The following is a 13,204-nucleotide window of genomic DNA, read 5'->3' as shown; positions in this document are numbered from 1 at the left end:
CCCGAATGCCACTTTTTGTCATGCCTCGAGGGTCTCGCCCCTGCTGCCCGCAGCGGTCGCATCGTCGATCTCCTGCAGCACCCCTCGGGGCATCGGCCGCGGGTCCGCGTCGAGCGGCCCATGGCAGGCCTATCCACCAACGTCGCGCGCCGCACCGGCGCGCCACCATCAGGAGACGATGTGCCCACTATCCAGCAGCTGGTCCGCAAGGGCCGCACCCCGAAGGTCGTGAAGACCAAGGCGCCGGCCCTCCAGGGCAGCCCCATGAAGCGCGGCGTCTGCACCCGCGTGTACACGACCACGCCCAAGAAGCCGAACTCCGCGCTGCGCAAGATCGCGCGCGTGCGCCTGAACAACGGGGTCGAGGTCACGGCCTACATCCCCGGTGAGGGCCACAACCTGCAGGAGCACTCCATCGTGCTCGTGCGCGGCGGCCGAGTGAAGGACCTCCCCGGCGTCCGCTACCGCATCGTGCGCGGCGCCCTCGACACCCAGGGCGTCAAGGGCCGCGGCCAGGCCCGCTCCCGCTACGGCGTGAAGAAGGAGAAGAAGTAATGCCTCGTAAGGGTCCCGCCCCCAAGCGCCCGCTCGTCGTCGACCCGGTCTACGGATCCCCGGTCGTCACGCAGCTGATCAACAAGGTCCTCCAGGACGGCAAGAAGTCCACCGCCGAGCGCATCGTCTACGGCGCGCTGGCCGGTGTCGAGCGCAAGTCCGGCGAGGAGCCGGTCGCCACGCTCAAGAAGGCCCTGGAGAATATCAAGCCGGCCCTCGAGGTCCGCTCCCGCCGCGTCGGCGGCGCCACCTACCAGGTGCCGATCGAGGTCCGCGCGGGCCGTTCACAGGCACTGGCCCTGCGCTGGCTCGTCGGCTACTCCAAGGCCCGTCGCGAGAACACCATGACCGAGCGTCTGATGAACGAGATCCTGGACGCCTCGAACGGTCTGGGTGCCGCTGTGAAGCGTCGCGAGGACACTCACAAGATGGCCGATTCGAACAAGGCCTTCGCCCACTACCGCTGGTAATTCCGGCTCCGCTGGTAGCATCGGCTCGGTCTGCCGCCCCTCATCGGGGGCGGCAGACCGCCGGGAACACCTCAGAAGGGACTCACCGTGGCACAAGACGTGCTTACCGACCTGAAGAAGGTCCGCAACATCGGCATCATGGCGCACATCGACGCCGGCAAGACCACCACCACCGAGCGCATCCTGTTCTACACGGGCATCAACCACAAGCTCGGTGAGACCCATGAGGGTGCGTCCACGATGGACTGGATGGCTCAGGAGCAGGAGCGTGGCATCACGATCACCTCCGCGGCCACCACCTGCTTCTGGGACGGCAACCAGATCAACATCATCGACACCCCGGGCCACGTGGACTTCACGGTCGAGGTCGAGCGCTCCCTGCGCGTCCTCGACGGCGCCGTCGCCGTCTTCGACGGCAAGGAGGGCGTCGAGCCCCAGTCGGAGACCGTCTGGCGCCAGGCGGACAAGTACGACGTCCCCCGCATCTGCTTCGTCAACAAGATGGACAAGCTGGGCGCGGACTTCTACTTCACCGTCGACACCATCATCAACCGCCTCAAGGCCAAGCCGCTGGTCATGCAGCTGCCGATCGGCTCGGAGAGCGACTTCGTGGGCGTCGTGGACCTGGTCCACATGAAGGCCCTGGTCTGGGAGGGCGACTCCAAGGGAGACGTCTCCCTGGGCGCCTCGTACAAGACCGAGGAGATCCCCGCGGATCTCCAGGAGCGCGCCGAGCAGTACCGCGCCGAGCTGGTCGAGAACGTGGCCGAGGCCGATGACGAGCTCATGGAGAAGTACCTCGGCGGCGAGGAGCTGACGATCGATGAGATCAAGGCCGGCGTCCGCAAGCTGACCATCGCCTCGGAGGCCTACCCGGTCTTCTGCGGCTCCGCGTTCAAGAACCGCGGCGTGCAGCCGATGCTCGACGCCGTCGTGGACTACCTGCCCTCGCCGCTCGACGTCGACGACGTCCAGGGCCACTCGGTGCGCGACGAGGACGAGGTCATGACCCGTCCGGCCGATCGCACCGCTCCGTTCTCCGCTCTGGCCTTCAAGGTCGCTGCGCACCCGTTCTACGGCCAGCTGACCTACACCCGCGTCTACTCGGGCACGGCCAAGGCCGGCGAGCAGGTCCTGAACTCGACCAAGTCCAAGAAGGAGCGCATCGGCAAGCTGTTCCAGATGCACTCCAACAAGGAGAACCCGGTCGAGGAGATCCAGGCCGGTCACATCTACGCGATCATCGGCCTGAAGGACACCACCACGGGTGACACCCTGTGCGATGCGGCCAACCCGATCGTGCTGGAGTCCATGTCCTTCCCGGCTCCCGTGATCTTCGTGGCCATCGAGCCCAAGACCAAGGGCGACCAGGAGAAGCTCTCCACCGCCATCCAGAAGCTCTCCGCTGAGGATCCGACCTTCACGGTCTCCCTCAACGAGGAGACCGGTCAGACCGAGATCGGCGGCATGGGCGAGCTGCACCTGGACATCCTGGTGGATCGCATGAAGCGCGAGTTCCGCGTCGAGGCGAACGTGGGCAAGCCCCAGGTCGCCTACCGCGAGACCATCAGGAAGTCCGTCGAGAAGGTCGACTACACCCACAAGAAGCAGACCGGCGGCTCCGGTCAGTTCGCCAAGGTGCAGGTCTCCTTCGAGCCGATCGACCTCGAGGCCGAGGAGCTCTACGAGTTCGACAACGCCGTCACCGGCGGTCGCATCCCGCGCGAGTACATCCCGTCGGTGGACGCCGGAATCCAGGACGCCATGCAGCTCGGCGTGCTGGCCGGCTACCCGGTCGTGGGCGTCAAGGCCACGCTGCTCGACGGCGCCTACCACGACGTCGACTCCTCGGAGATGGCGTTCAAGATCGCCGGCTCCATGGTCTTCAAGGAGGGCGCCAAGCGCGCCAACCCGGTTCTGCTCGAGCCGACCATGGCCGTCGAGGTCCGCACGCCCGAGGAGTACATGGGCGATGTCATCGGCGACCTGAACTCGCGCCGCGGCATGATCCAGTCCATGGAGGACGTCTCCGGGATCAAGCTCGTCAAGGCCAGCGTTCCGCTGTCCGAGATGTTCGGCTACATCGGCGATCTGCGCTCCAAGACGCAGGGCCGCGCGGTGTACTCGATGTCCTTCGACTCCTACACGGAGGTCCCGAAGAACGTCGCCGAGGAGATCATCCAGAAGAACCGCGGCGAGTGATCCGTCGGCGGCTTCCTTGTGAGGAGCCGCCGACGGCCCCACGGCCTCGATCGCGGGCCCGCAGCCGACCCCGAGCCGGGCGGGCCCGCCGCACCGACCGATTTCTCACCCCCAACCAGCCCGACTACACTTGCAGAGGATTCCGCCCGCTGAGCGCCTCTGCACGCGTCAAGGGCGAGCAAGTTCGCATCATTCTCTAGGAGGAACCACCATGGCGAAGGCCAAGTTCGAGCGCAGCAAGCCGCACGTCAACATCGGCACCATCGGTCACGTCGACCACGGCAAGACCACGCTGACCGCTGCGATCTCCAAGGTCCTGGCCGACAAGTACCCGGACCTCAACGAGGCCCGCGACTTCGGCGGCATCGACTCCGCTCCGGAGGAGCGCCAGCGCGGCATCACGATCAACATCTCGCACATCGAGTACCAGACCGAGAAGCGCCACTACGCGCACGTCGACGCCCCCGGCCACGCCGACTACGTCAAGAACATGATCACCGGCGCGGCCCAGATGGACGGCGCGATCCTCGTGGTCGCCGCCACCGACGGCCCCATGGCGCAGACCCGCGAGCACGTCCTGCTCGCCCGTCAGGTCGGCGTGCCGACCCTGATGGTCGCCCTGAACAAGTCGGACATGGTCGATGACGAGGAGCTGCTGGACCTCGTCGAGATGGAGGTCCGCGAGCTGCTCTCGGACCAGGAGTTCGACGGCGACAACGCCCCCGTCGTGCGCGTCTCGGCGCTGAAGGCCCTCGAGGGCGACCCGGAGTGGGTTGCCAAGATCGAGGAGCTCATGGACAACGTCGATGAGTTCATCCCGGACCCGGTCCGCGACACCGACAAGCCCTTCCTCATGCCCGTCGAGGACGTCTTCACGATCACCGGCCGCGGCACCGTCGTGACCGGCCGTGCCGAGCGCGGCACCCTGCCGATCAACTCCGAGGTCGAGATCGTCGGCATCCGCCCGATCCAGAAGACCACGGTCACCGGCATCGAGATGTTCCACAAGCAGATGGACGAGGCCATGGCCGGCGAGAACTGCGGCCTGCTGCTGCGCGGCCTGAAGCGCGACGACGTCGAGCGCGGCCAGGTCGTCTGCAAGCCCGGCTCGATCACCCCGCACACGGACTTCGAGGCCAACGTGTACATCCTGTCCAAGGATGAGGGTGGGCGTCACAACCCCTTCTACACGAACTACCGCCCGCAGTTCTACTTCCGCACCACCGACGTCACCGGCGTCATCTCCCTGCCCGAGGGCACCGAGATGGTCATGCCCGGCGACAACACCGAGATGTCGGTCGAGCTGATCCAGCCGATCGCCATGGAGGAGGGCCTCGGCTTCGCCATCCGCGAGGGCGGCCGCACCGTGGGCTCCGGCAAGGTCACCAAGATCACCAAGTGATCATCGGCTGACTGATCCCGGACGCGGGCTCGCACGAGCCTGAGTCCCGGAAGCCTCGAAGGGCCCCGCACCGATCCGTCGGTGCGGGGCCCTTCGCCGTGCCCACCAGACAGTGGGGCTCCGCTGCCACAGGCCGTCGCTCGAGCTGCGCGCGGCGGGAGAGCTGAGCCACATCGACGCACCCGGGGTTGCGGGGCATCCGCGGATCGTGGCAAGATGGACGGCGTTGTTCGCGCATCGGCGCTGCTCGCAGCGCACCGAACGATGCAGGGTCCGGCCTCCTGGCGAGGCCTGGGCCACAGCGAACCCCTCTGAACGACCCTCCCGCGATCCGGGATCGATGCTGTCGTCTGCGCAGAGCGAATAGACGACACGCCCGACCCCGGGGGACGGTGCTCCGGCAGGCTGAGGAACCCGACGACGTCGGATTCAGCCCGTGCGGAGCGGCGCTGAAGGCAGCGCCACGCATAAGGAGCCTCGGCTCCGTCACAGGGAAGTACTTGAAGAAAGAGAGTCACGACGCCATGGCGGGACAGAAAATCCGCATCCGGCTGAAGTCCTATGACCACGAGGTCATCGACGTCTCGGCCCGCAAGATCGTCGAGACGGTGACCCGTGCCGGCGCAACCGTCGTCGGTCCGGTGCCGCTGCCGACCGAGAAGAACGTGTACACCGTGATCCGGTCGCCGCACAAGTACAAGGACAGCCGTGAGCACTTCGAGATGCGCACGCACAAGCGCCTGATCGACATCGTCGATCCCACGCCGAAGGCGGTCGACTCGCTCATGCGACTCGACCTGCCGGCCGATGTGAACATCGAAATCAAGCTCTGATAAGGACCGCAGACGCAATGACTACGACTTACGAACGCCAGATGAAGGGCATTCTGGGCACCAAGCTCGGCATGACCCAGGTCTGGGACGAGAACGGGAACCTGGTTCCCGTCACCGTGGTCCGGGCTGACACCAACGTTGTGACCCAGCTGCGGACCCCGGAGAACGACGGCTACTCCGCCGTCCAGATCGGCTACGGCCAGATCGACCCGCGCAAGGTGACCAAGCCCCTGGCCGGTCACTTCGAGAAGGCCGGCGTGACCCCGCGCCGCCACCTGGTCGAGCTGCGCACGTCGGATGCCGCCGAGTACTCCCTGGGCCAGGAGCTCTCCGTGGAGATCTTCGAGGCCGGCGCGCGCGTCGACGTCGTCGGCACCACCAAGGGCAAGGGCACCGCAGGTGTCATGAAGCGCCACGGCTTCGCCGGCGTCTCCGCCTCCCACGGTGCCCACAAGAACCACCGCAAGCCGGGCTCGATCGGCAATGCGTCCTACGCAGCGCGCGTCTTCAAGGGCATGCGCATGGCCGGCCGCATGGGCAACGAGCGCCACACCACCACGAACCTCAAGGTGCACGGTGTGGATGCCGAGAACTCCCTGCTGCTCATCAAGGGCGCCCTGCCGGGCGCCAAGGGTTCGGTCGTCCTCGTCCGCACCTCCGTGAAGGGAGCCTGATACTCATGGCAACTGAGACCATCAACGTGGACCTCCCCGCTGAGATCTTCGACGCCAAGTCCTCGGTGCCGCTGATGCACCAGGTCGTCGTGGCGCAGCTCGCGGCCGCCCGTCAGGGCACCCACAAGACCAAGACCCGCGCCGAGGTTTCCGGCGCCGGCCGCAAGCCCTTCAAGCAGAAGGGCACGGGCCGCGCCCGTCAGGGCTCCATCCGCGAGCCCCAGATGACCGGCGGCGGCATCGTGCACGGCCCGGTGCCGCGCGACTACTCGCAGCGCACGCCCAAGAAGATGAAGGCCGCCGCCCTGCGCGGTGCCCTGTCGGACCGTGCCCGTCACGGCCGCATCCACGTGGTGTCGACCCTCGTCGAGGGCACGACCCCGTCCACCGCAGCCGCCAAGGCCGCGCTGGCGGGTCTGACCTCGCGCAGGCACGCGCTCGTGGTGCTCTCGCGCCAGGATGACGTCGCCGCTCTGTCGGTGCGCAACCTGCAGAACGTGCACAGCATCTACGCGGATCAGCTGAACACCTACGACGTGCTGGTCAGCGACGACGTGGTCTTCACCAAGGATGCGTACGACGCATTCGTCGAGGCCGCCACGGCCGGCAAGAAGCAGGAGGACGCCAAGTGAGCGTGACCTACAAGGACCCCCGCGACGTCATCGTCGCTCCGGTGCTCTCCGAGAAGTCGTACTCCCTGATGGATCAGGGCCAGTACATCTTCCAGGTGACCCCGGATGCGAACAAGATCGAGATCCGCCAGGCCGTCGAGTCCATCTTCGACGTCAAGGTGGCCTCCGTGAACACGATCAACCGTGCCGGCAAGCGGAAGCGCACGCGCTTCGGCTGGGGGCAGCGCAACAGCACCAAGCGTGCTGTGGTGACGCTGTCCGAGGGCACCATCGACATCTTCGGCGGTTCCCAGGGCTGAGGCCCGGGAACAGAGTCAACGAGGAACTAGAACATGGCTATTCGCATTCACAAGCCCACGACGCCGGGCCGCCGCGGCTCGTCCGTCGCGGACTTCGCAGAGATCACGCGCTCGACCCCGGAGAAGTCCCTGCTGCGCCCGCTGCCCAAGAAGGGCGGACGCAACAACCTGGGTCGCATCACCACGCGCCACAAGGGCGGCGGGCACAAGCGCCAGTACCGCGTCATCGACTTCCGTCGCCATGACAAGGACGGCGTGGACGCCAAGGTCGCGCACATCGAGTACGACCCGAACCGCACCGCGCGCATCGCGCTGCTGCACTACGTGGACGGCACCAAGCGCTACATCCTGGCGCCCAAGCGCCTGACTCAGGGCAGCATCGTCGAGTCCGGTCCGGCGGCCGACATCAAGCCCGGCAACAACCTGCCGCTGCGCAACATCCCGGTCGGCACCACGCTGCACGCTGTGGAGCTGCGTCCGGGCGGCGGCGCCAAGCTGGCCCGCTCGGCCGGCGCCTCGGTGCAGCTGGTCGCCAAGGAGGGCAAGTACGGACAGCTCCGTCTGCCCTCCGGCGAGATCCGCAACGTCGACGTCCGCTGCCGCGCGACCGTCGGCGAGGTCGGCAATGCCGAGCAGTCGAACATCAACTGGGGCAAGGCCGGCCGCAACCGCTGGAAGGGCATCCGCCCGACCGTGCGCGGCGTCGTCATGAACCCGGTGGACCACCCGCACGGCGGTGGCGAGGGCAAGACCTCCGGCGGCCGTCACCCGGTCAACCCGAACGGCAAGCCCGAGGGTCGCACCCGTCGCCCCAACAAGGAGAGCGACAAGCTCATCGTCCGTCGCCGTCGCACCGGCAAGAACAAGCGCTGAGGAGCCTGAACCATGCCACGCAGCCTGAAGAAGGGCCCCTTCGTCGACCAGCACCTGTATCTCAAGGTGGCCAAGGAGAACGAGAAGGGCACCAAGAACGTCATCAAGACGTGGTCCCGTCGCTCGATGATCGTGCCGGACATGCTCGGCCACACCATCGCGGTGCACGACGGACGCAAGCACATCCCGGTGTTCGTCACCGAGTCCATGGTCGGTCACAAGCTCGGCGAGTTCGCGCCCACGCGCACCTACCGCGGCCACGTGAAGGACGACAGGAAGGGCAAGCGCCGCTGACCTTCTCAGGTCGCAGCGTTTGACTTCCCGATAAGACGAGAAGAGGAAAGCAATGGAAGCCAAGGCATCCGCGCGCTACGTTCGCGTGACGCCGATGAAGGCCCGGCGCGTCGTCAACCTGATCCGTGGCCAGCAGGCGCACGAGGCTCTGGCGATTCTGAAGTTCGCCCAGCAGGGCGCTTCCGAGCCGGTGTTCAAGGTCCTGTCCTCGGCGGTCGCCAATGCGCGACAGACCGCCGATCAGAAGGGACTGCCGTTCCGCGAGGAGGAGCTCGTCGTGAGCGAGGCCTTCGTGGACGAGGGTCCGACGATGAAGCGGTTCCGTCCGCGAGCCCAGGGCCGCGCGTTCCGCATCAACAAGCGCACGAGCCACATCACCCTGGTCGTGGCGACCCCGGAGAACGAGGAGGTCCGCTAAGTGGGACAGAAGATCAATCCCAACGGCTTCCGTCTGGGAATCACCACGGACCACGTCTCGCACTGGTTCACCGATTCCAACAAGGCGGGCCAGCAGTACAAGGACTATGTCCGCGAGGACATCATGATCCGCAAGCTCATGGACACCGGCATGGAGCGCGCCGGCATCTCGAAGGTCGATATCGAGCGCACCCGTGACCGCGTCCGCGTGGACATCCACACGGCGCGTCCGGGCATCGTCATCGGCCGCCGCGGCGCCGAGGCCGATCGCATCCGCGGCGAGCTCGAGAAGCTCACGGGCAAGCAGATCCAGCTGAACATCCTCGAGGTCAAGAACCCCGAGATCGATGCGCAGCTGGTCGCCCAGGGCGTCGCTGAGCAGCTCGCCTCGCGCGTGGCCTTCCGCCGCGCCATGAAGAAGTCCATCCAGTCGGCGCAGCGCGCCGGCGCGAAGGGCATCCGCATCCAGTGCGCCGGCCGTCTGGGCGGCGCCGAGATGTCCCGCTCGGAGTTCTACCGCGAGGGCCGCGTGCCCCTGCACACGCTCCGCGCGAACATCGACTACGGCTTCTTCGAGGCCAAGACCACCTTCGGCCGCATCGGCGTGAAGGTCTGGATCTACAAGGGCGACCTGACCTCCAAGGAGCTCGCAGCTCAGGAGGCGGCAACCCAGTCCCGCGGCCGCGGCGGAGACCGTCGCGGCGGAGGCGCCGGCGATCGCCGTCGCCGTCCCGAGCGCACTGACCGCAATGATCGCGGTGGACGTCGTGGAGAGCGCTCCGGCGACGCCCCCGCAGCGAATGCAGAGGGTGGTAACTGATGCTCATCCCCCGTCGTGTGAAGCACCGCAAGCAGCACCACCCCAAGCGCGGTGGCACTGCGACCGGCGGCACCACGGTCTCCTTCGGAGACTGGGGCGTCCAGGCACTGACCCCGGCCTACGTCACCAACCGGCAGATCGAGGCGGCTCGTATCGCCATGACCCGCCACATCAAGCGCGGTGGCAAGGTCTGGATCAACATCTTCCCGGACCGTCCGCTGACCAAGCGCCCCGCTGAGACCCGCATGGGCTCCGGCAAGGGCTCGCCCGAGTGGTGGGTCGCCAACGTCAAGCCGGGTCGCGTGATGTTCGAGCTGGGCGGCGTGTCCGACGAGGTGGCCCGTGAGGCCCTTCGCCTGGCCATCCACAAGCTCCCGATGAAGGCGCGCATCGTGCGTCGCGAAGGCGGTGAATGATCAATGGCCGTTGGATCCAAGGATCTGAACATGGAGAAGCTCGTCGAGCTCGATGACGCCGCTCTCCAGTCCGAGCTGAAGAAGGCCAAGGAGGAGCTGTTCAACCTGCGCTTCCAGTCGGCCACGGGTCAGCTCGAGAGCAATGGCCGTCTGAAGGCCGTCAAGCGCGACATCGCGCGCATCTACACGGTGCTGCGTGAGCGCGAGCTGGGCATCCGCGGCGCAGCCGAGACCTCGAAGGATGGTGCCAAGTGACCGAGCAGCCTCAGAAGACCGCTGAGACCGACCAGCGCGGGGATCGCAAGACCCGCCGCGGCTACGTCGTCTCGGACAAGATGGACAAGACCGTCGTCGTGCAGCTGCAGGACAACGTCACCCATGCCCTCTACGGCAAGGTGATCCGCCGCACGCAGAAGGTCAAGGCCCACGACGAGGCCAACGAGTGCGGCGTGGGCGATCTCGTCCGCATCGCCGAGACCCGCCCGCTGTCGGCTCAGAAGAACTGGCGCATCGTGGAGATCGTCGAGAAGGCCAAGTGATCTGAGGCTCCCGCGCTGCGGGAGCCTCACGGGACCCCGCCGCATGCGGGGCGCCGCAGGGCTAGCGCCCCTTCACCGCTCGCGCGGGGGAGGGGCGCTTCGCCGTCCCCGCCGGCCGGGCCTGCCCACCAGGACGTGATGCGGCTCAAGCCGTGATCCGCGTCCTGGCGCGGATCACGGCCTGTCGGGCGGGTGCCTCATGTGCTAGAGTTTCTCCCTTGTGTGGGCATCTCTATGCCCCCGACCCTCTGCCTTCCGTGCCAGCGCATAATGCTCGCGGCTTCGGCGCGCCTTCGGGCACACCGGCAAGACCACGAGTCCAGATGCTTCTGGCACGGTGCGGCGGAGCCCCTGCCGGGAGCGCCTCGCGCGGAGCCGGTGGAGGGGGATCCATCCGACGAACTGTTCCGCAAGGCCCGCCCCTGCTCTCGAAGGGTGCGAGAACCAGCGTGACGACAGGAGAGCAACAGTGATTCAGCAGGAGTCGCGACTCAAGGTCGCCGACAACACGGGTGCGAAGGAGATTCTCACCATCCGTGTCCTCGGCGGCTCTGGTCGACGCTACGCAGGCATCGGCGACACCATCGTCGCCACCGTGAAGGACGCCATCCCCGGCGGCAACGTCAAGCGCGGCGATGTCGTCAAGGCCGTCATCGTGCGCACGCGCAAGTCGCGTCGCCGCTCGGACGGCTCGTACATCCGCTTCGACGAGAACGCGGCCGTCATCCTCAAGTCCGAGGGCGGCGATCCGCGCGGCACGCGCATCTTCGGCCCGGTCGGGCGCGAGCTGCGCGACAAGAAGTTCATGAAGATCGTCTCCCTGGCACCGGAGGTGCTCTGATGCCCAAGTTCAAGATCAAGACCGGCGACCTGGTCCAGGTCATCACCGGCAAGAAGGAAAACAAGGGCAAGCAGGGCAAGGTCCTGCGTGTCATCACCGAGACCGAGCGTGTGGTCGTGGAGGGCGTCAATGTGATGACCCGTCACAAGCGCCCGACCATGCAGGGTGAGTCCGGCGGGATCGAGAAGGTCGAGGCCCCGATCCACATCTCGAACGTCGCCCTGGTCGATCCCGAGACCAACAAGCCGACCAAGGTCGGCTACCGCACCGAGACGGTGGAGCGCAACGGCCGGACGAAGACCGTGCGCGTCCGCGTCTCCAAGACCACCGGCAAGGATCTGTGATGACTGAGACCACCACCGCCCCGCGCTTCAAGACCAAGTACGACGAGGTCGTCGCGCCGGCGCTGCAGGAGCAGTTCGGCTACAAGAACGTCATGCAGATGCCGCGCATCACCAAGGTCGTCGTCAACATGGGCGTCGGAGATGCCGCCAAGGACTCCAAGCTCATCGACGGCGCCGTGCGCGACCTCACCGCGATCACCGGCCAGAAGCCGGTCATCAACCGCGCCCGGAAGTCCATCGCTCAGTTCAAGCTGCGTGAGGGCATGCCGATCGGCTGCCACACCACGCTGCGCGGCGAGCGCATGTGGGAGTTCCTGGATCGCCTCGTGACCCTGGCTCTGCCCCGCATCCGCGACTTCCGCGGTCTGTCGGACCGTCAGTTCGACGGCAACGGCAACTACACGTTCGGCCTGACTGAGCAGGCGATGTTCCATGAGATCGATCAGGACAAGATCGACCGCGTCCGCGGCATGGACATCACCGTGGTCACGACCGCCACCTCCGATGATGAGGGCCGCGCACTGCTCAAGGCGCTCGGCTTCCCCTTCAAGACCAACTGAACCACTACGTCGCAGGTCCCGCCCCCGGGCGGGAAACCATGACGAGGAAGGGCTAGAGCCCACCATGACAATGACAGATCCTGTCGCAGACATGCTGACCCGTCTGCGCAATGCCAACTCGGCCTACCACGACACCGTGGCCATGCCGTACTCGAAGCTGAAGGCCCGCCTGGCGGAGATCCTCAAGGCCGAGGGCTACATCGAGGACTGGACCGAGGAGCCGGCTCGCGTCGGCAAGACCCTGGTCCTGAACCTCAAGTTCGGCCCGCAGCGCGAGCGCTCCATCGCGGGTGTGCGCCGCATCTCCAAGCCCGGCCTTCGCGTCTACGCGAAGTCCACCAACCTGCCCCGAGTCCTGGGCGGCATGGGCATCGCGATCATCTCCACCTCTTCCGGCCTGCTGACCGATCGTCAGGCCGCGAAGAAGGGCGTGGGCGGCGAAGTCGTCGCCTACGTCTGGTGACCCGCTAGCAGAGAGGAAGGAAGGAAGAGAACATGTCACGTATCGGACGTCTCCCCATCTCTGTGCCCAGCGGCGTCGAGGTGAAGATCGATGGCTCCCTGGTCACCGTCAAGGGACCTAAGGGGGAGCACCAGCACCAGATCGCAGCGCCGATCACCGCCGTCCTGGAGGACGGTGTGATCACGGTGTCGCGACCCGATGACGAGCGCGAGTCGCGGTCCCTGCACGGGCTGACCCGCACTCTCATCAACAACATGATCGTCGGTGTCACCGACGGCTACTCGAAGGGCCTCGAGATCGTCGGCACGGGCTACCGCGTCACGCCGAGGGGCAAGGACCTCGAGTTCGCCCTCGGCTACTCGCACCCGGTCCAGTTCGAGGCTCCCGAGGGCATCGAGTTCGCCGTCGAGGGCGCGAACAAGGTGTTCGTGAAGGGCACCGACAAGCAGCAGGTCGGCTATGTGGCCGCCAAGATCCGCGCCCTGCGCGCCCCGGAGCCCTACAAGGGCAAGGGCGTTCGCTACGCGGGCGAGCAGATCCGTCGCAAGGCCGGAAAGGCAGGTAAGTGAC

20 protein-coding genes are annotated in these 13,204 nt (G+C 66.7%); all 20 read left to right on the top strand.

What is annotated here, in order from left to right:
- The first annotated feature begins 180 nt into the window (after positions 1 to 180).
- The 20 genes from rpsL to rplF all read left to right on the top strand — a co-directional run bounded on the left by rpsL (position 181) and on the right by rplF (position 13,203).
- Positions 181 to 555, top strand: coding sequence for a 30S ribosomal protein S12 (rpsL, locus tag OVA15_RS07820; RefSeq protein ID WP_006213513.1), 375 nt, complete (start codon positions 181 to 183; stop codon positions 553 to 555).
- The gene (rpsG, locus tag OVA15_RS07815) at positions 555 to 1,025 is read left to right on the top strand and encodes a 30S ribosomal protein S7 (protein ID WP_006213512.1); all 471 of its coding nucleotides are present in this window, start codon (positions 555 to 557) and stop codon (positions 1,023 to 1,025) included. The genes rpsL and rpsG overlap by 1 nt, the downstream gene beginning before the upstream one ends.
- Before the next feature lie 87 nt (positions 1,026 to 1,112).
- A complete protein-coding gene (gene fusA / locus OVA15_RS07810) occupies positions 1,113 to 3,227 on the top strand; it encodes an elongation factor G (protein WP_053447820.1) in 2,115 nt (704 codons plus the stop codon).
- A gap of 211 nt (positions 3,228 to 3,438) precedes the next feature.
- Positions 3,439 to 4,629 carry an elongation factor Tu gene (gene tuf, locus OVA15_RS07805; RefSeq protein ID WP_006213510.1) on the top strand — a complete coding sequence of 397 codons (1,191 nt, stop codon included), beginning with the start codon at positions 3,439 to 3,441 and terminating at the stop codon, positions 4,627 to 4,629.
- A 524-nt stretch (positions 4,630 to 5,153) separates the two neighbouring features.
- A complete protein-coding gene (gene rpsJ, locus OVA15_RS07800; RefSeq protein WP_006213509.1) occupies positions 5,154 to 5,462 on the top strand; it encodes a 30S ribosomal protein S10 in 309 nt (102 codons plus the stop codon).
- Between the two features lie 17 nt (positions 5,463 to 5,479).
- Positions 5,480 to 6,136, top strand: coding sequence for a 50S ribosomal protein L3 (rplC, locus tag OVA15_RS07795; protein ID WP_024289929.1), 657 nt, complete (start codon positions 5,480 to 5,482; stop codon positions 6,134 to 6,136).
- A 5-nt stretch (positions 6,137 to 6,141) separates the two neighbouring features.
- On the top strand, positions 6,142 to 6,768 hold the full coding sequence (gene rplD, locus OVA15_RS07790; protein ID WP_006213507.1) for a 50S ribosomal protein L4: 627 nt from the start codon (positions 6,142 to 6,144) through the stop codon (positions 6,766 to 6,768).
- Positions 6,765 to 7,067, top strand: a complete 303-nt coding sequence (rplW, locus tag OVA15_RS07785) for a 50S ribosomal protein L23 (protein WP_006213506.1) — start codon at positions 6,765 to 6,767, stop codon at positions 7,065 to 7,067. Before rplD ends, rplW begins: the two co-directional genes overlap by 4 nt.
- Positions 7,068 to 7,100: 33 nt before the next feature.
- On the top strand, positions 7,101 to 7,940 hold the full coding sequence (rplB, locus tag OVA15_RS07780) for a 50S ribosomal protein L2 (protein WP_006213505.1): 840 nt from the start codon (positions 7,101 to 7,103) through the stop codon (positions 7,938 to 7,940).
- Between the two features lie 12 nt (positions 7,941 to 7,952).
- Positions 7,953 to 8,234 (top strand): 30S ribosomal protein S19, encoded by a 282-nt coding sequence (gene rpsS, locus OVA15_RS07775; RefSeq protein ID WP_006213504.1) that lies wholly within the window; start codon positions 7,953 to 7,955, stop codon positions 8,232 to 8,234.
- 52 nt (positions 8,235 to 8,286) lie between these two features.
- Positions 8,287 to 8,652, top strand: a complete 366-nt coding sequence (rplV, locus tag OVA15_RS07770) for a 50S ribosomal protein L22 (RefSeq protein WP_006213503.1) — start codon at positions 8,287 to 8,289, stop codon at positions 8,650 to 8,652.
- The gene (gene rpsC, locus OVA15_RS07765; protein WP_006213502.1) at positions 8,653 to 9,471 is read left to right on the top strand and encodes a 30S ribosomal protein S3; all 819 of its coding nucleotides are present in this window, start codon (positions 8,653 to 8,655) and stop codon (positions 9,469 to 9,471) included.
- A complete protein-coding gene (gene rplP / locus OVA15_RS07760) occupies positions 9,471 to 9,887 on the top strand; it encodes a 50S ribosomal protein L16 (protein WP_006213501.1) in 417 nt (138 codons plus the stop codon). Before rpsC ends, rplP begins: the two co-directional genes overlap by 1 nt.
- Positions 9,888 to 9,917: 30 nt before the next feature.
- The gene (rpmC, locus tag OVA15_RS07755; protein WP_006213500.1) at positions 9,918 to 10,142 is read left to right on the top strand and encodes a 50S ribosomal protein L29; all 225 of its coding nucleotides are present in this window, start codon (positions 9,918 to 9,920) and stop codon (positions 10,140 to 10,142) included.
- Positions 10,139 to 10,426: a 30S ribosomal protein S17 gene (gene rpsQ / locus OVA15_RS07750; RefSeq protein WP_006213499.1), complete on the top strand. Its 288-nt coding sequence runs from the start codon at positions 10,139 to 10,141 to the stop codon at positions 10,424 to 10,426. Before rpmC ends, rpsQ begins: the two co-directional genes overlap by 4 nt.
- 469 nt (positions 10,427 to 10,895) lie before the next feature.
- A complete protein-coding gene (rplN, locus tag OVA15_RS07745) occupies positions 10,896 to 11,267 on the top strand; it encodes a 50S ribosomal protein L14 (RefSeq protein WP_006213498.1) in 372 nt (123 codons plus the stop codon).
- Positions 11,267 to 11,611: a 50S ribosomal protein L24 gene (gene rplX / locus OVA15_RS07740; protein ID WP_006213497.1), complete on the top strand. Its 345-nt coding sequence runs from the start codon at positions 11,267 to 11,269 to the stop codon at positions 11,609 to 11,611. Before rplN ends, rplX begins: the two co-directional genes overlap by 1 nt.
- Entirely contained in the window at positions 11,611 to 12,171 is a 561-nt protein-coding gene (gene rplE, locus OVA15_RS07735) for a 50S ribosomal protein L5 (protein ID WP_006213496.1), read from the top strand. Before rplX ends, rplE begins: the two co-directional genes overlap by 1 nt.
- A gap of 64 nt (positions 12,172 to 12,235) precedes the next feature.
- The gene (gene rpsH / locus OVA15_RS07730) at positions 12,236 to 12,634 is read left to right on the top strand and encodes a 30S ribosomal protein S8 (RefSeq protein ID WP_006213495.1); all 399 of its coding nucleotides are present in this window, start codon (positions 12,236 to 12,238) and stop codon (positions 12,632 to 12,634) included.
- A 32-nt stretch (positions 12,635 to 12,666) separates the two neighbouring features.
- On the top strand, positions 12,667 to 13,203 hold the full coding sequence (rplF, locus tag OVA15_RS07725; protein WP_024289932.1) for a 50S ribosomal protein L6: 537 nt from the start codon (positions 12,667 to 12,669) through the stop codon (positions 13,201 to 13,203).
- Position 13,204: the final 1 nt, after the last annotated feature.

This window comes from Kocuria sp. SL71, assembly GCF_026672465.1.
In the GTDB taxonomy this organism is placed as follows: domain Bacteria; phylum Actinomycetota; class Actinomycetes; order Actinomycetales; family Micrococcaceae; genus Kocuria; species Kocuria palustris.
This window is presented reverse-complemented; position numbering and strand designations above follow the sequence as displayed.